The organism is Mesorhizobium sp. M0058 (assembly GCF_040323095.1).
GTDB lineage: Bacteria > Pseudomonadota > Alphaproteobacteria > Rhizobiales > Rhizobiaceae > Mesorhizobium.
The window spans coordinates 35,438-52,183 of sequence record NZ_JAMYUQ010000006.1; the positions used below are offsets into that span (position 1 = coordinate 35,438).

At 63.6% G+C, this 16,746-nt stretch carries 16 protein-coding genes; 5 read left to right on the top strand and 11 right to left on the bottom strand.

Annotated features, from left to right (window positions below):
• Window positions 1-134: 134 nt before the first annotated feature.
• Genes NKJ75_RS11445 through NKJ75_RS11455 form a run of 3 tightly spaced genes read right to left on the bottom strand, consistent with a single transcriptional unit; the run spans window position 135 to window position 2,725 of the window.
• Window positions 135-905 carry an SDR family oxidoreductase gene (locus NKJ75_RS11445; RefSeq protein WP_352499688.1) on the bottom strand — a complete coding sequence of 257 codons (771 nt, stop codon included), beginning with the start codon at window positions 903-905 and terminating at the stop codon, window positions 135-137.
• A gap of 39 nt (window positions 906-944) precedes the next feature.
• Complete coding sequence (locus tag NKJ75_RS11450; protein WP_023673048.1) at window positions 945-1,943, bottom strand: ABC transporter permease; 999 nt, start codon at window positions 1,941-1,943, stop codon at window positions 945-947.
• A 41-nt stretch (window positions 1,944-1,984) separates the two neighbouring features.
• Window positions 1,985-2,725, bottom strand: a complete 741-nt coding sequence (locus NKJ75_RS11455) for an ATP-binding cassette domain-containing protein (protein ID WP_023682237.1) — start codon at window positions 2,723-2,725, stop codon at window positions 1,985-1,987.
• 466 nt (window positions 2,726-3,191) lie between these two features.
• Between NKJ75_RS11455 and NKJ75_RS11460 the strand changes: the two genes are divergently transcribed.
• Window positions 3,192-4,181, top strand: a complete 990-nt coding sequence (locus NKJ75_RS11460; protein ID WP_023673050.1) for a sugar-binding protein — start codon at window positions 3,192-3,194, stop codon at window positions 4,179-4,181.
• A gap of 180 nt (window positions 4,182-4,361) precedes the next feature.
• A complete protein-coding gene (locus NKJ75_RS11465; protein WP_023712091.1) occupies window positions 4,362-5,144 on the top strand; it encodes a FadR/GntR family transcriptional regulator in 783 nt (260 codons plus the stop codon).
• A 19-nt stretch (window positions 5,145-5,163) separates the two neighbouring features.
• On the opposite strand, the gene NKJ75_RS11470 is transcribed toward NKJ75_RS11465, so the two are convergent.
• Window positions 5,164-6,102, bottom strand: coding sequence for an NAD(P)-dependent oxidoreductase (locus NKJ75_RS11470; protein WP_023756378.1), 939 nt, complete (start codon window positions 6,100-6,102; stop codon window positions 5,164-5,166).
• A gap of 117 nt (window positions 6,103-6,219) precedes the next feature.
• Here NKJ75_RS11470 and NKJ75_RS11475 point away from each other — a divergent pair, with 117 nt between their 5' ends.
• Window positions 6,220-7,110, top strand: coding sequence for an NAD-dependent epimerase/dehydratase family protein (locus tag NKJ75_RS11475; RefSeq protein WP_023744557.1), 891 nt, complete (start codon window positions 6,220-6,222; stop codon window positions 7,108-7,110).
• Window positions 7,111-7,228: 118 nt separating this feature from the next.
• The gene (locus tag NKJ75_RS11480; RefSeq protein ID WP_023725423.1) at window positions 7,229-8,005 is read left to right on the top strand and encodes a FadR/GntR family transcriptional regulator; all 777 of its coding nucleotides are present in this window, start codon (window positions 7,229-7,231) and stop codon (window positions 8,003-8,005) included.
• 140 nt (window positions 8,006-8,145) lie between these two features.
• Here the strand turns inward: NKJ75_RS11480 and NKJ75_RS11485 are convergent, their stop codons facing one another.
• The 5 genes from NKJ75_RS11485 to NKJ75_RS11505 form a co-directional block, all read right to left on the bottom strand.
• Window positions 8,146-9,252, bottom strand: coding sequence for a Gfo/Idh/MocA family protein (locus NKJ75_RS11485; protein ID WP_023744558.1), 1,107 nt, complete (start codon window positions 9,250-9,252; stop codon window positions 8,146-8,148).
• Between the two features lie 33 nt (window positions 9,253-9,285).
• A complete protein-coding gene (locus tag NKJ75_RS11490; RefSeq protein WP_023712088.1) occupies window positions 9,286-10,122 on the bottom strand; it encodes an ATP-binding cassette domain-containing protein in 837 nt (278 codons plus the stop codon).
• A complete protein-coding gene (locus tag NKJ75_RS11495) occupies window positions 10,119-11,234 on the bottom strand; it encodes an ABC transporter permease (protein ID WP_023687958.1) in 1,116 nt (371 codons plus the stop codon). The genes NKJ75_RS11490 and NKJ75_RS11495 overlap by 4 nt, the downstream gene beginning before the upstream one ends.
• A 157-nt stretch (window positions 11,235-11,391) precedes the next feature.
• Window positions 11,392-12,360: a rhizopine catabolism ABC transporter substrate-binding protein gene (locus tag NKJ75_RS11500; RefSeq protein WP_023687959.1), complete on the bottom strand. Its 969-nt coding sequence runs from the start codon at window positions 12,358-12,360 to the stop codon at window positions 11,392-11,394.
• 63 nt (window positions 12,361-12,423) lie between these two features.
• A complete protein-coding gene (locus NKJ75_RS11505; protein WP_023673060.1) occupies window positions 12,424-13,335 on the bottom strand; it encodes a polysaccharide deacetylase family protein in 912 nt (303 codons plus the stop codon).
• 359 nt (window positions 13,336-13,694) lie between these two features.
• Here NKJ75_RS11505 and NKJ75_RS11510 point away from each other — a divergent pair, with 359 nt between their 5' ends.
• Window positions 13,695-14,939, top strand: a complete 1,245-nt coding sequence (locus tag NKJ75_RS11510; protein ID WP_023673061.1) for a DegT/DnrJ/EryC1/StrS family aminotransferase — start codon at window positions 13,695-13,697, stop codon at window positions 14,937-14,939.
• 19 nt (window positions 14,940-14,958) lie between these two features.
• On the opposite strand, the gene mocR is transcribed toward NKJ75_RS11510, so the two are convergent.
• Window positions 14,959-16,425: a rhizopine catabolism transcriptional regulator MocR gene (mocR, locus tag NKJ75_RS11515; RefSeq protein ID WP_023673062.1), complete on the bottom strand. Its 1,467-nt coding sequence runs from the start codon at window positions 16,423-16,425 to the stop codon at window positions 14,959-14,961.
• A 1-nt stretch (window position 16,426) separates the two neighbouring features.
• The gene (locus NKJ75_RS11520) at window positions 16,427-16,633 is read right to left on the bottom strand and encodes a LacI family DNA-binding transcriptional regulator (protein ID WP_023673063.1); all 207 of its coding nucleotides are present in this window, start codon (window positions 16,631-16,633) and stop codon (window positions 16,427-16,429) included.
• Window positions 16,634-16,746: the final 113 nt, after the last annotated feature.

The window sequence follows — 16,746 nt, forward strand, 5'->3', positions numbered from 1 at the left end:
AGACGACTGGCCTCCCTTCGCCTGCGACGGGATTGTGCGGCTCAGTTCGGGCTCGCGTCAAGGCGCGGGGCGAAAGCCGCTGTGTGCTGCCGGCCGTAGTGGTGGATTTTCAGACTGAGCGATAGGGTTTCCCGTCAAACCGAAGCCGTCATGCCGCCGTCGACATAGAGCGTATGGCCGTTGACGAAGGACGAGGCGTCGGAAGCGAGGAACACGGCGGCGCCGATCAGTTCGTCGACATACCCCCAGCGGCCAGCCGGCGTGCGCTTTTCCAGCCAGGCGGAGAATTCCTGGTTGTCGACCAGCGCCTGGTTCATCTCGGTGCGGAAATAGCCGGGGGCGATGGCATTGATCTGCAAGCCGTATTTCGCCCAGTCGGTGCACATGCCACGGGTCAAATTGCGGATCGCGCCCTTGGTCGCCGTGTACGGCGCGATGTTAGGCCGGGCGAGTTCGCTCTGCACCGAGCCGATGTTGATGATCTTGCCTTTGCCGCGCGCGATCATGTTGCGGGCGACCGCCTTGCCGGCATGGAAGGCGCCGGAGACATTGGTCTTGAACAGCCGCTCCCACTGCTCCTCGGGAAAGTCCTCGAGCGGGGCGCGAAACTGCACGCCGGCATTGTTGATCAGGATGTCGATGGCGCCGATCTCGGCCTCGATGCGGGCGACATCGGCATCGACCGCGCGAAAATCCGTCACGTCGAAGGTCGAGGGGTGCGCTTTGAAGCCGGCATCGCGCAAGCCGGCGGCGGCACCGGCAACCTTGCCGGCATCGCGGCCGTTGAGTACGACACTTGCGCCATGCTCGGCAAGGCCGCGCGCCAGCGCCAGGCCGATGCCCTGGCCGGAACCGGTGATCAGCGCCAGCCGTCCGTTGAGGTCGAACAGGGATTTCGATGTCAAAGCAACGGTTTCCAGCCGGAAGATTCAGTCCAAAAACATTCAGTCATTGCGCCTGAAGTTGCGGATCCGGTCGAACAGCACCGCGAGCAGGATGGCGCCGCCGATGAACACGCCTTGCCAGAAAGCATTGATGCCGAGCAGACCAAGGCTGTTGCGGATCACTTCGATGAGCGCGGCACCGACAATGGCGCCGAAAGCGGTGCCGACGCCGCCGGCGAGATTGGCGCCGCCGATCACGGTGGCGGCGATGACCTGCAGTTCCATGCCGGTGCCGAGATTGGTGGTGACGGCGCCAAGCCATCCGGTCTGGATGATGCCGGCAATGCCCGCCGCCAGCGCCGAGATCATATAGACGGCGACCTTGATCTGCTTGACGGGAACGCCGGTCAGCGTCGCCGCGTGCTCATTGCCGCCAATGGCGAAGATGTGGCGGCCAAACTTGGTCCAGCGCAGCGTGAATCCGGTGATCAGCGCCAGAAGGATCATGTAGAGGACCGGATTGGCGATGCCGAACACCCACGCGCCGCCGCCCAGCGCCAGAAGCTTGTCGTGATCCGGGCCGAACTGGAAGACGACGGTGTTGTTGGAGGCGACCATGGCCAGGCTGCGGGCAATCGACAGCATACCGAGCGTCACCACGAAGGGTGGAAAGCCGAGATAGGCGATCATGATGCCGTTGAAGGCCCCTATGGCGAGCGCGGTGGCGATCGAGGCGAGGATGCCGACCTCGATGGAGTAGCCGGCATGCATGGTAACGGCCAGCACCATCGACGACAGGCAGAGCACCGAACCGACCGACAGGTCGATGCCGCCGGTGATGATAACGAAGGTCATGCCGAGCGCGATGATGGCGACGAAGGTGATGTTGCGGGTGATGTTGTAAAGGTTCTTCGACGTGGCGAAGGCGTCGGTGGCAAAAGACAGGAACAGGCAGGCCAGGATGACCGCGATCACCACCCAGAAGGTCTGGCTGGCAAACAGTCTTGCCGGCAAGGATTGCTGTTTTTGTTCGATCGGCTGGTCAATTGTCAGTGCCATCGTCGACCTTCATGTGCTGTGCGTGGTGAAATTCGCTGAGATCAAACCTGTTCGATGGCGCCGGTGATCAGCCCGGTGACTTCCTCGGGCGAACTTGACGCAATCGTCTTGTCGGCGACCTTGCGGCCACGCCGCATGACGATGACGCGGTCGGCGACGGTGAACACGTCAGGCATGCGGTGGCTGATCAGCACCACTGCGATGCCCTGGTCGCGCAAATGGCGGATCAGGTTCAGCACTTCGGCGACCTGGCGCACCGAGATCGCGGCCGTCGGTTCGTCCATCAACACGATCTTGGCCTGCGACAGCATGGTGCGGGCAATCGCTACTGCCTGGCGCTGGCCGCCCGACATCTGCTTGACGAGGTCGCGCGGACGGGTCTCGGACTTCAACTCGGCGAAGAGCTGGCCGGCGCGCTTGTACATGGCGGCATAGTCGAGGATGCGTAAAGGGCCGAGGCCGCGGCGCAGTTCACGGCCGAGATAGACATTGGCGGCAGCGGTCAGATTGTTGCACAGCGCCAGGTCCTGGTGGACGATCTCGATGCCGTGCTGGCGAGCTTCGGCCGGCTTGTGCAGGATCAACTCCTTGCCGTCCATGCGCATGACGCCATGGCTGGGGCGGAAATTGCCGGCGATCATCTTGACCAGTGTCGACTTGCCGGCGCCGTTGTCGCCCATCAGGCCGACCACCTGTCCGGGCTCGATCGACAGCGATACGTCGTTGACCGCCTGGATGGCGCCGAAATGCCTCGAGATGTTGGTGAGTTCGAGAACCGCCACCAGTCTTTGCCTCCCCGTGTTTTGCGACCCGCTGCTGTTCCCGGCGTGCATGCCGGCGCTGCTTTGGCCCCGCTCTCCCCATCTCCTCCCGGAAACAGCGTCAGCGTTCTTTTACGCAAAAGCCGGCGCTCGTCAATCAATTGTCGGACGAATTGAAGCCTTGGCTATCCAAAAATCCGTTTTGTAGGACAAATAGCATTGACGTTGGCCGCAAGCCGATATTAGCTAAGCGTCGGAGGAGATTATGCCGATGCCGCTGGCGGTTAGCCGGGCGGAATCGGCGGAGGTTTATCGGTCGAGGTTGCGGCGCCACCCATGTGTTGAGCCGGGCCAATGCCGCATCTGGAAATGCTTATCGATCTGTCTTGGCGACACGAGTGCTCGTGAAACGAACCTCGGTCATTAAGCATCCGGTCGATCTGTGTGGCGGGCACGCCGTGTCCGTCTGTTTCAAGGGAGGACTGACATGAGGAAAACACTTTTGCTCGCCGCCGTCGCCGCCATGGCGCTGGGCGCCGGGCCGGCTTTGGCCAAGAAACAGCTCGTCATCGTGGTGAAGGGTCTCGACAATCCATTCTTCGAAGCCATCCACCAGGGTTGCGAGAAATGGAACAAGGAAAATGCCAGCTCGGAATATGAATGCTTCTACACCGGCCCGGCGTCGACCTCCGACGAGGCCGGCGAGGCGCAGATCGTCCAGGACATGCTGAGCAAGGCCGACACGGTGGCAATGGCGATTTCGCCATCCAACGCGCCGCTGATCGCGCAGACGATCAAGACCGCCAATCCGACGATCCCGATCATGACGCTCGACGCCGATCTCAGCAAGGAAGATGCCGCGCTGCGCAAGACCTATCTCGGCACCGACAACTATTTGATGGGTCACAAGATCGGCGAGTACATCAAGAAGGGCAAGCCGAACGGCGGCACGATCTGTACCATCGAAGGCAATCCCGCGGCCGACAACATCCTGCGCCGCGCGCAGGGCATGCGTGACGCGCTGTCGGGCAAGGAAGGCCTGGCGGCACTTGCCGGCGAAGGCGGCTGGACCGAAGTCGCCGGTTGCCCGGTGTTCACCAATGACGATGGCGCCAAGGGCGTTCAGGCGATGACCGACATCCTCGCCGCCAATCCCAAGCTCGACGCCTTCGGCATCATGGGCGGCTGGCCGCTGTTTGGCGCACCGCAGCCCTATCGCGACCTGTTCGGGCCGCTCAAGGACCGGATCGCCAGCAACGACTTCGTCATCGGCGCCGCCGATACGATCGGCGATGAAGTGGCGATCGCCCGTGACGGCCTTGTGACCGCTCTGGTCGGTCAGCGGCCGTTCGAAATGGGCTACAAGGCACCATCGGTGATGATCGATCTGGTCGAAGGCAAGGCCGTCGCCGATCCGGTGTTCACCGGCCTCGACGAATGCACCAAGGACACGGTCGACACCTGCATCCAGAAGTAGGTTCTCGATTTCGGGGCGCCCTTTGACGGGCGCCCCGTCTCTTCCCGAACGGACGCAACGGGGTGGGGCAGCAGGCTCTGGCTTTGACGCGCTTGTAGTTTGGATTTTCGGCAACGAGATCGGCGCGCCGTGCAGGTTCGGACCAGTCCGGACGCAGACGGCCGACGCATTGGAACGTGAATGCCGGACGAGAAATCAAAGAAGCGAGCCGAGCGGGCCAAGGCACAAGCCAGCCGCGGTCCGGCTGTCATGCGCAGGGCCGGTGCCGCGCATTTTCCGGGAGCGAGCGTCCATGTCTCGCTGGCCGGCGAGATCGGCCTCAGAATCGTGCGTGGCGACTATCCGCCCGGCACCATTCTGCCCAACGAGGCCAAATGGGCCGAGACCTTCGATGTCAGTCGTTCGGCGGTGCGCGAAGCCATCAAGATGCTGATGGCCAAAAGCCTGCTGGCTTCACGGCCCAAGATCGGCAGCTGGGTCGAGCCCAGGGAACGCTGGAACCTGCTCGACCGCGATGTGCTGGCCTGGTACGCGACCGGGCCGGACCGGGAGGCCTTCCTGCGCACGGTGCAGGAGTTCCGTCACATCATCGAGCCGGAAGCGTCGGCCTTTGCCGCCACGCGGCGCAGCGACGAGCAGATGGACGAGATCAGCCAGGCCTGTCGTGAGATGGGCGAGGCTCTGAACCTGCAGGAGCGTATCCGCGCCGATACGCGTTTTCACCTCGCCATACTACGCGCCTCGGGCAACGATCTGCTGGTGCCGCTTGGCGTTCTGATCGAGTCGGCGCTCGATCATCTCTTTGTCTTCGTCACACGCGAGACCAGCGATCAGCGGCGGGCGCAGGCGCTGCATGAGGCGATCGAGAAGAACATCCGCCTGCAGCGCCCTGCGGCCGCGCGCAATGCGGTGCACAAACTGCTCGCCAACACCGACGATGTTATCGGCCGGTCGAGGCGCTGACACAGGCTTTTCGCCGCCTTCAAATCGTCTGCTTCTTGCCGTCCTTGCTGGGCATCAGGTCGACGCCGTTGACCTTGCCGATATATGTCGCCAGCATCGGCACGAATTGCTCGGCCGGGCCAGTGGCATAGGCACCGGCGAAGGAGTTCTTGGTGGCGTTGCCGAGCGGGTTGGCGATGCCGGCCGCACCCGCCATCGATTCCAGATAGGTCAGGTCCTTGAAGGCGTTGGCGATGGTGAATTTATGTGCGTCGCGGTCGCCCTCCAGCGTCCAGCGCATGAAGGTCTGGTAGAACCCGCAATCCATGCGGCCGTTGCGGATGACGCTGTCGAAACGCGGTGGCGAGATGCCGACCTTTTCGGCCAGCGCCAGCGCCTCGGAATAGATCGCGGCATAGCCCAGCGAGATGAAGTTGTTGAGCAGCTTCATGCGGTGGCCGTCACCGGTATCGCCAATATGGACGATGCGGCCGGCCCAGGTTTCGATGACCGGCTTCACACGGGCAAACAGCGCGTCGGGCGCGCCGACCATGGCGTCGAGCGTGCCTTCCCAGGCTTCCTTCGGGGTGCGGCTGAGCGGTGCATCGACGAAGTCGACGCCGATCTCCTTCAGTTCCGCCGCCAGCGCCACCGTCGAGACCGGATCGGCGGTCGAGCAGTCGACGACGACCGAACCCTTCTTCAAGCCCTCCTTGAGGCCGCCGGGGCCGCGGATGATGGCTTCCACTTCGCGCGAGCCGGTGACGCAGATGAAGACGATGTCGGACGCCGCCGCCACGTCGCGCGAAGTCGCCGCCTCCTTGGCGCCCCGGCCAATCAGGTCCTCCGCCGGCTTGCGGTTCTTGCGGCCGAGGAAGGTCAGGCCATAGCCCTTGTCGACGATGTTCTTGGCAATGCCGTGCCCCATCAGGCCAAGGCCGATAAAGCCGATCTTTTCGCTCGCGGCGGTCGTGGTCATGTCTTGAAGTCCTGTTGCGATGATTGATATTGGGCGCCGCCGTCTGGCGGGCGAGGGTGGTTGCGGAATGCCATATTGTCTGACAATACACGGAAATCCTAGGCATTGGAGACGAAAATGACGAAGCGGATCATGTTCACCGGCGGCAGCGGCAAGGCCGGTCGCCATGTCGTGCAATATCTGGTCGAACAGGGCTGCCAGGTGCTCAACATCGACACCAAGCCGCTCGACAATCCCAAGGTGCGCACGCTGATCACCGACATCACCGACAGCGGCCAGGTGTTCAACGCGCTGTCGAGCTATATGGGCCTGCATGAATTCGACCCGTCGCTGCGGCCGCAGCCGGTCGATGCCGTGGTGCATTTCGCCGCCATACCGCGCATCATGATCACGACCGACAATGAGGTGTTCCGCATCAATGCGATGGGCACCTACAACGTCATCGAGGCGGCGGTGAAGCTTGGCATCCCCAAGGTGGTGATCGCGTCCAGCGAGACCACCTACGGCGTGGTGTTCGCCAATGAACCGCGCGACCCCAAATATTTTCCCCTCGATGAAGAATACGACGTCGATCCGATGGACAGCTATGCTCTGTCCAAGGTCGTCAACGAGCACACGGCGCGCGCCTTTGCGCAGCGCAACGGCACCGATATCTATGCCTTGCGCATCGGCAACGTCATCGAGCCGCACGAATATTCGCTGTTTCCGAAGTGGTTTGCCGATCCGGGCTTTCGCAAGCGCATCGCCTGGAGCTATGTCGACGCGCGCGATCTCGGCCAGATCACGCTGCGCGCCGTTGAAACGGACGGGCTCGGCTTCCAGGTGTTCAACGCCGCCAATGACGACACCTCGTCCGACCTGCCGACGGCCGAACTTTTGAAGCGGTTTTACCCCGACGTGCCGGTCAAAGCGGATCTCGGCGAATATGAAACGCTGCTCTCGAACCGCAAGGCCAGGGACATGCTCGGCTTCCGTCCCGAGCACAGCTGGCGCAAATACGTCAAATAGGGCTGGCAAATTGGGCTTTGGGGCAAGGGTGTAACCTGATCTGTGCACAGGCGCAGGCTTTGCCGTCTGCGCCCGGCACTCTGCTTGACAGCTTTCGAAATCCGGACTTTGTGGAGGCATGAGGGACGGAAAGCCGAATAAGGGAACGAAGCCTGAAAAGGGGGCATCCGCCGAGCGCCCGGCGGCCCTTCGCCGGGCTGACGCGACCCGGATGCCCGGCACCAGCGTGCATGCGTCACTGGCCAGCGAAATCGGGCTTCGGATCGTGCGCGGCGACTATCCGCCGGGCACCATCCTGCCCAATGAAGCCAAATGGTCCGAAACCTTCAACGTCAGCCGCTCGGCGGTGCGTGAGGCGATCAAGATGCTGATGGCCAAAAGCCTTCTGGCATCGCGCCCCAAGATCGGCAGCTGGGTGGAGCCCAGGGAGCGCTGGAACCTGCTCGATCGCGATGTGCTCGCCTGGTACGCGACCGCGCCCGACCGTGAGGTGTTCCTGAAGACGGTGCAGGAATTCCGCCATATCATCGAGCCAGAAGCGACTGCCTTCGCCGCCATGCGACGCACCGAGGAGCAGATGGCCGAGATCAGCCAGGCCTGCCGCGAGATGGGCGAGGCGCCGAGCCTGCAGGAGCGCACGCGCGCCGATACGCGTTTCCATCTGGCCATCCTGCGCGCCTCCGGCAACGATCTGCTGGTGCCGCTCGGCGTGCTGATCGAATCCGCCTTCGATCATCTGTTCACCTATACGACGCGCGAACTCGACGATCTGCAGCATGCACAGCAACTGCACGAGGCGATCGAGAAGGCCATCCGCCTGCAGCGGCCGGAGGCGGCCCGCAACGCGGTGCGCAAGCTGCTCGCCAATACCGACGGCGTCATCAACACCCGGTAGGATATGCTGATATTCAGGTGAGGCCGGCCTGCAAACGCCGGCTTGCGCGCTTCACGTACTTAAGTACGCTCCGCTCCGGTTCTCGAAATCCAACGTTTTCGGCGCGGCCTGACCTGAATCTCAACACATCCTGCGAGCGCTCAGCCGGCCTGCGAAGTGGCCAGGTGCTGCCTGGTCAGCGCGACCAGCAGCGCCTGGTCGCGGGCGGCGTGCTCGGGGCGGTTGACCACCTCGTCGCCATTGACGATCGCACCCCAGAAGCCGCGCAGTTCCTCGACGAAGGCTTCGCCGTAGCCGGCACGCAGATCCCTTGTCGACAGTGTGTGGCCGTCCGAGGTCTTCACAGTCAGCCGGGTCGGATGATGGTTGAGCCAGGGCGAGGGGAATTCGAGCTCAAGGCTGGCATCGTCGAAGAAGAGCGTGATGCGTTCCTTGTAGTCGGCGAGCTTCGGCACGGTGAGATGCGTCATCGTCCACAGCGCCTGGCCGTCGAGCAGTTTTACCGCGCCCTGGCCGCCATCGCCATTGGCGAAGATCTGCGCGCCGACAACCTCGCCCTCCGGCACGCTGAGCGCGTCGAGCAGGCCGTGCACGGCATTCACATCGTGAATCAAGGCGGAGCTGTAAGCGCCGGTAAACCCACGGAAAGCCAGATCGGTCATGGGCTGGCCGATGGCGCGCTCGACCTGTTGTTTCTGCTTGCTTTGCGCGGCGGCAATCAGCTCCTCGGGAATGTCGTTGCCGCGCTTGTAGCGCTGGTGGGCGATGAACGGCCAGGCATCGGGATCGTTGACCTCGACCGAGACGGACCGCAACGTCTTTGCCGTGCCGGGCAGCGAGGCCAGCGCCAGCCGGTAGCTCGGATCGAAGCGCTTCATATAGCCGACCTGCATGACCTTGCCGGCCTTGTCCCGCGCGGCGATGATCTCGGCGATTTCCGCCGGGGAATAGCAGAGCGGCTTTTCGCAGAAGACATGCAGGCCGCGCCCGAGTGCGGCCAGTACCTGCTCGTGATGCAGCGGGTCGGGCGAGCCGATGACGACGGCGTCGAGCTTCTGGCCGAACAGTTGCTCCGGCGTTTCGAAATTGGCGATGCCGTGAATTTCGCTGACATATTCCCGCGAAATCCTTGACGGGTCGGCAACGCCGACCAGTTCGAACAGGTCGCCGAGCCGCAACAGGTTTGGAATATGCTCGACCTGCGAAATCATGCCGGCGCCGATGACGCCGACGCGTATCCTGCTCATGCTGTTAATACTCTCTGCAAAAGTGTTCCAGGCTCAGGGTGCGGCGGCCGGCCGGTTGCCGATCTGCGCCAACAGCCCGGCAATCTCAGCTTCCACCGCCTTCAGATCCTCGCCGCCCGACATGATGGAAATCACCTCGTCGCGCGAGATCTCGGACTTTGCGTATGTGCCGCGATTGCGGCCGCGGTTGAGCAGCGTGAAAGTGTCACCGACAGGGTAGGCGTGGTGGATGTTGTGGCTGATGAAGATCACCGCCAGCCCGCGCATGCGCGCCTCGATGATGAATTTCAGCACCATGGCCGCCTGATGCACGCCGAGCGCCGAGGTCGGCTCGTCAAGGATCAGCACCTTTGCGCCGAAGTGGACTGCGCGCGCGATTGCCACCGATTGGCGCTCGCCGCCCGACAGCGTGCCGACGGCCTGCGTCGGGTCGCGCACGTCGATGCCGATATCGGCCATCGCCTGGCGGGCAATTGTGTTGGCGCGCTCCTTGTCGAAGCGCGAGAAGGGCAGGCGGCTTCTGGTCGGCTCGCGGCCGAGGAAGAAATTGCGCGTGATCGACATCAGCGAGATCATGCCGAGGTCCTGGAAGACCGTCGCGACGCCGAGGTCCTGCGCGTCGCGCGGGCTGCGGAACGTGACGGGCTTGCCGTCGACGAAAATCTCGCCCTTGGTCGGCCGGTGCACGCCCGACAGAACCTTGATCAGCGTCGACTTGCCGGCGCCGTTGTCGCCCAGCAAGCAGTGCACCTCGCCGGGATAGACCTTGATGTCGATATCCTGCAGCGCGCGCACCGAGCCGAAATTGACCGACACACCACGCAATTCCATGGCTGGCTGGATGGCCGGGGACGGGTTTGGGTAGGTCATTTGCCGCCTCCGCGTCCGAGCGCCTTGAGGCGGATGTAGTTGTTGACCAGCACGGCCATCAAAATGACGATGCCGAGGAAGACCTTGAACCAGTCGGTGTCGATGCCGGTGTAGAAGATGCCCATCTGCACCAGGCCGAAGATCAGCGCGCCGAACAGCACGCCATAGACGGTGCCGTAGCCGCCGGTGAGCAGCACGCCGCCGATGACCGCGGCGATGATCGCCTCGAATTCCTTGAGCAGGCCGCGCGTGGTGTCGGCGGAGCCGGCCTCCATCACCTGGATGGTGGCAAGCAAGGTCGCGGCACAGGCGGTGTAGATGAACAGCGCGATCTTAACCCGGTCGACCGGCACGCCGACATTGCGGGCGGCATTGAGGTCGCCGCCGGTGGCGAAGATCCAGTTGCCGTATTTGGTCTGGGTCAAGACATAGCCGGCAAGCGCTGTCAGTCCGAGCCACCAGACGATCGACATCGGAATGCCGACGACGAAGGGAATGCCGTCGGTGCGGGTGGCGATCCAACCTTGCGTGCCCATCCATTGGAAGAAGCCGGTCAGGAGATGGCCGTTGAACAGGCCCGCGGTTGCCGGGTCCGGCGCGCCGTCGAGGATGTAGGGGATCTGCGTGCGGCCGGTGACGGCGCGGGTGATGCCGATCGACAGGCCGCGCAGGATGTAGAGCGACGCCAGCGTCACGATGAAGGAGGGCAGGCGGGTCTTCACCACGATCAGGCCGTTGACGTAGCCGGTGAGGATGGCGACAGCGAAGGCGCAGGCGATGCCGCCCCACAGCGGCAAGCCCCAGTATTTGACGGTCAGGCCGATGACGACGCCGGCGAAGCCGACCATCGAGCCGACGGAGAGATCGAACTCGCCGGCGATGATGAGAAGGGCTGCGGCCGTGGCGATGATGCCGAGTTCGGCTGCCAGCGTCAGGAAGGTCATCGACCCCTGTAGCGAATAGAGGTTCGACGCACCCGGCAGCAGGGCGAAGATGATGACGGTGGCGATGAGGCCGCCGGCGGCACCGGCTTCGGGCCGGCGCAGCCATTGCGTCAGCCGGCCGGTGCTGGCCAGCCGCTCGTCAGTGCCGGCAGCCCGTTTCGACGTCATGCCGAAACGGTCCTTGCCCAGTACCCCGGGGGCCGGCGCTTCTGGAGGTATCGCCTTGTCTTCCACAACAGCCATTAGGCTCCCCAATCGCTCACTTCGCAATCTCGACCAGAGACGGGGAGCGCATGGCGGCTCCCCGATCCGTTTTGGTCTTGCCTTAGCGGATGCCGTCCTTGGCGAGCGCCAGGATCGCCTTGGCCTTGTCGGGCGAGTCGATGAACAGCGGCCCGGTGTAGGCGTTGTTCTGCGGCCAGAAGCCATGTGTGGCATGCTCGACCAGATAGATCACCGGCAGGTATCCCATCAGATATTGCTGGGCGTCCATGCCGAAGCCCATTTCGCCGGCGACGACGGAATCCAGGACTTCGGGGCTGATGTCGAAGGTGTAGAGCTTGATCTTGCCGAACAGTTCCTTCTGCCGGAAGAACGGGATCAGCGGATTGGCGGCGGTGGCGCCGAGCGCAAACACCGCCTGGGTGTCGGGATGCGCCGACAGATAGGCCTCGGTGCGGCGCTGGATGTCGGCCGGATCGGGCGACACGGTAAGCACCTCGGTGCCGCCGCCTGACGGCTTCAGCCCGTCATTCAACCCCTGGCAGCGCTGGTCGAGGCTGACATTGCCGACCTCGTGGTTGATGCAGACGACCTTGAGCGTGCCTTCCTTGGCCAGCCGCTCGCCCGCCTTCTTGCCGGAATCATATTCGGAGACTGTGCCGACGTAGAGAGAGGTGCCGAGTTCGGCGCCTTCCTTCTCGCCGGAATCCAGGACGACCATCGGAATGTTGGCGGCAAGGCCGGCCTTGACCGATTTACCAAGCGCATTGGCGTCGGCAATGGAGACGGCGATGCCGTCGGGATTGGTGGCGATGGCCGCGTCGAGCAGGCGGGCCTGTTCGACCACGTCGAACACTTGCGGCGCATAATATTCGACCTTGGCGCCGGTGAGCGCCGCCGCATCGTCGACGCCGCGCTTGACCACCGACCAGTAGGGATCGGAGGCCGAGCCATGCACCACGAAGGTGATGCGGACATCCTTCGGGTCCTTCAGGCCCGCGGCCTGCACGACGCCCGCCAGCATACTCATCGAGACAAGCGCGCCGAGCGCCAGTTTCAGAACAGTCTTCATGTCATTCTCCCATTGTCGTTGCAGTTCCAAATCCCTCTTTGCGCTGTTGGCCGACGGATCGGCTTACGGCGCTGACCGGGTGGCCGCTTTGCGGGCCTTTGCCGGTGTCGATGCCCCGAGCCGTGCACGCAGTTCCTCGCGCAACGGCTTCATGCCGATGATGTCGATGTCCTGCGCGCCGAGCCAGTCGCGAAAAGCCTGGTCGCGGAAGAGTTCATATTCCTCGGTGCGGATATAGGCGGAGCGCGGCTCGATCAGTTCGAGCTCGCCCGGCGCGTTGAAGTGCAGGCAAAAGAAGGTCAGGCCTTCACGGACCCCTTCGACCAATGCCTTGTAGGCTGGCTCTATCGGCTTGGAGCGTGGACGGCCCCAGGTCGTCTGAATGGCGGCGTCGAAGATGACAAAGCCTTTGGCGCGGGCTCCAGTGACGCCGCGCTGGAACGCCGCTTCGGTGACGCCGACCAGATTGTCGTTGGGCGAATAGGCCGACAGCGTTTTGGTCAACAGCACCGGCAGCCGATATTCCAGGCCGAGCTTGATGTAGACGTCGCAAAACTCCGGCGACAGCGCTGCCCCCATATGGGCGTCAAGATGAGTGACGTCGATGCCGGCGCGGTAGGCGGTGTCGATCTGCGCGCGAAGCTCGGTTTCCACCGCTTGCGGTGCTGCCTTGCGGCGGGTGGTCGCTACATCGGGCCAGAAATAGCCGAACTCGTCCGTCAGGCCGGCCGCGCGCGACGGCGACGTCAGCGGCCGCCATTTGTAGTGCTGCTTTTCGCTGTTCAGCGTCAGGTGGACGCCGAGATCGAGCCGGGGATCGGCGGCTGCCGCTTCGGCCATCTCAGGGAACCATGGGCACGGCACCATCACGGCGCCGGAGCTGCAGGCGCCGTGTGCGGTCAGTTCGAGGAAGGCGCTGTTGGCGCCATGGCACATGCCGACATCGTCTTCATGCAGGACGAGCTGTCGCGTCATGGACGGCCACCGTCTTGCCGGCCACCATCTTGCCGGCCACCATCTTGCCGGCACGCCGGTTTCGAGGGTCTTCCAAAGTGTGTCCCGTGCTGCATGGAACCGACCGTTTGCCCAACTGGACGCGATGGAACGCCCAATGCCGGCTTTCCGACAGGGCCACTTCGACGAATTCGGATGGGTACGATTTTTCCGCGGGCCTGCATTCTGGAATGTCGATTTCATTCGATATGCCCACATTCGGCGTCAAACCCGGCCATCAAGCAACCGGGATGGCTTGGTCAGATCGCAGCGGAGTGGTTCTTTCAAACAGCGGCCGCAGGCGTACTGCTTTCATACCATCAGCGATGTGGAGACTTGCCATGTACACTGCCGGCGAAGAAGAGATCGAAGCCATTGCCAGGGTGATCCGCTCGGGTGCGCTGTTTCGCTATGGCGAGAACAGCGAGTGCAACCGCTTCGAGGCCCGCTATGCCAGGCATCTCGGCGTCGAGCATTTTGCGCTGGCCGCCAGCGGCACCTATGGGCTCGCCGCCGGCCTGATCGGCCTCGGCATCGGCCCGGGCGATGAGGTGCTGGTGCCGGCGCACACCTATATGGCGACCGCAACGGCAGTGCTGTCGGTCGGCGCCATTCCGGTCATTGTCGACATCGACGAGAGCCTGACCATTGACCCGGCCGCTCTGCGCGACGCCATCGGCCCGCGCACCAAGGCGGTCATCCCGGTGCATATGTGGGGTGCGGCCTGCAACATGAACGCGATCATGGATATCGCTAAAAAACGCGGTCTGCTCGTGCTGGAAGATGTCTGCCAGGGCATTGGCGGCGGCTATGAGGGCAAGAAGCTCGGCTCCATCGGCCATGCCGGCGCCTACTCCTTCAACTACTTCAAGAACATCACGTCGGGCGAGGGCGGCGGCATCGCCACCAGCGATCCGAAAGTGGCCGAGCGCGCGCGCTGCGCCATCGACCCCTGCCACTTCTACTGGCAGGGCCGCAGCGACAGCATCAAGCCGTTCGCCGGCATCGGGGCGCGCGCCTCGGAACTGATGGGTGCAATGCTCAATGTCCAGCTCGACCGTCTGGACGGCATCATCGAGGCGATGCGGGCGGAGAAGAAGAAGGTGCTGGCCGGCACGCGCCATCTCGGCAATCTCGGCCTGACGCCGTCGCCGATGAACAGCCCCGACGACGATTGCGCGGCACAGGTAATGTATCTGCTGCCCAGCGAACAGGCGGCGCAGACTTTTTCGAAGACCATTCCGAGCGTCATTGCCGGCAAGACCGGCCGCCACAATTTCACCCAGTGGGACCAGGTGCTGATGCATGAGGGCGCGCATCATCCGGCGCTCAATCCGTACACGCTGCCGGAAAACAAGGGCCTGCGGCTGACCTATGCCGACGACCTCGGCAAGGGTTCTCTCGACATCCTCAACCGCACGGTGATGATCGCGATGAATCCGGCGCATGGCGACGCCGACATCGACGACATGATCCATAACATCGATGCGGCGGCCCGTGTGGCGCTGGAGAATGCCTCGCTGGACGATGTCGAGGTGCGCAAGGCAGCACCGGTGGACCTGCAGAAATTCGACAGCGTGAATTGAAGAGCCGCGTTGGACCGGCTTATTGCCGGTCCAGTCGCATAAAGGCGGCGCGCAGCGCCAGCACTGCGCGCAGGATCTGGCGTTCGTCCATCGCGGCATAGCCGAGCAGCAGGCCGTGTTCCGGCTCGCTCGAATGGTAGTTGATCGAGATGCCCTGCACGTCAAGGCCCTCCTTGACGGCAGCGGCGACGACGTCGCTGTCCTTGTAGGGTCGGATAAAACTGGCCAGCAGCTGCATGCCGGAATCGTTCTCGGTCACAGTCAGCCATTCGGCCAGATGCTCCTGGCACAGTTTTACGAAATTGGCCTGCCGGCGCGCATAGAGCCGGCGCATACGCTTCAGATGCGTGGCGAAATAGCCTTGCGTGATGAAGTCGTTGACCGTCGCCTGCAGGATCAGCGGCGCGAACTGGCCGGTGATCGAGACGGCGCGGTCGAAGGGGACCGACAGTTCGCGCGGCACGATGAGATAGCCGATGCGGAGCGCCGGGATCAGCGTCTTGCCGAAGGAGCCGATATAGACGACCCGGTCGGCGTGATCGAGGCCGCGCAGCGCCGGTACCGGCCGGCCACGGTACCGGTACTCGCCGTCATAATCATCCTCGACGATCCAGGCGCCGTGGCGCTCGGCGATGTCGAGCAGCTGCAGCCGTTCCTCGATGCGCATGATGGTGCCGAACGGCCACTGGCAGGATGGCGTCACATAGATCAGGCGCGGCGGCGGCAGCTCTGGGTCTGCGAGATGCCATCCAAGGCGATCGACCTTCAAGGGCGCAAGCTGCGCGCCGCTGGCGAGAAAGGCGCTCTTGGCGCCGAGATAGCCGGGCTCCTCCATCCAGACATGGTCGCCTTCGTCCATCAGCACGCGCGAAGCGAGGTCGAGTGCTGCCTGCGCGCCGGTGACGATGATGACCTGGTCGGCGGTGCAATTGATGCCGCGCGACAGGCTTATGGTCGAGGCGATGGCCTGGCGCAGGCCGGGATGGCCGGCAAAGGAGATATAGCCGAGCAAATTCTCATCGCGGCTGCGCGCATTGCGCACCAGAAGGCTCGACCAGATGGTGAAGGGAAAGGATGCCGATTCCGGCACGCCCGGATGGAAGTTGATGACGCCGGCATTGCGTGGCGGCTGCGGGCCGTTGACGATGGTCTGACCGCGCCGCGAGAGTTTTTGCGGGGCGGCGAGTCCGGCGCGCAGCGCGGCCGGCGGGCGTTTCTGCTGGATCGGCGCCACCCAGGTGCCGGACCCGGCGCGCGCCTCTATAAACCCTTCGGCGAGCAGCTGGTCGTAGGCGGCGATCACCGTGTTGCGGCCGACCTTGAGATCCTCGGCCAGCGAGCGTGTCGAAGGAAGCAGCGTGTTCTGCTGGATCTGGCCGTCGAGGATGAAGCGCCGCAAGGCGCCGTAGATCTGCCGGTGCATCGGTTCGTCCGAGCCGCGGTCGACCGACATGATGTCGAGGGAAAGGCGCATATGGTCGGCCAAGCTAGTCTCCGACCAACCTGGCGGCGCGGGCGATCTTCTCTTCGTTAAGCAGGCAGACAGTCTCCAGCACCAGCCGTCTGGTTTCGGGACGGACCTCGCGGCTGTTCTTCAGCGCGCGGTGAACGGTTGCCGCGCCGAGTTCCGCCTTCTCGGCGATCTCACGGATGGTGCAAAGCCGTTCCATGCCGAGTGCCGCCTCGAATGCCATGTCGCTCCTCCATCTGCATCAAGGCATGCCTCGTCCCCAGCCTCAAGCTGGAAACGCCGGGCCGGCAACTCGGGGGCAAAAATTTCGATGCCAAGAACTGTGCGATCCGCGCC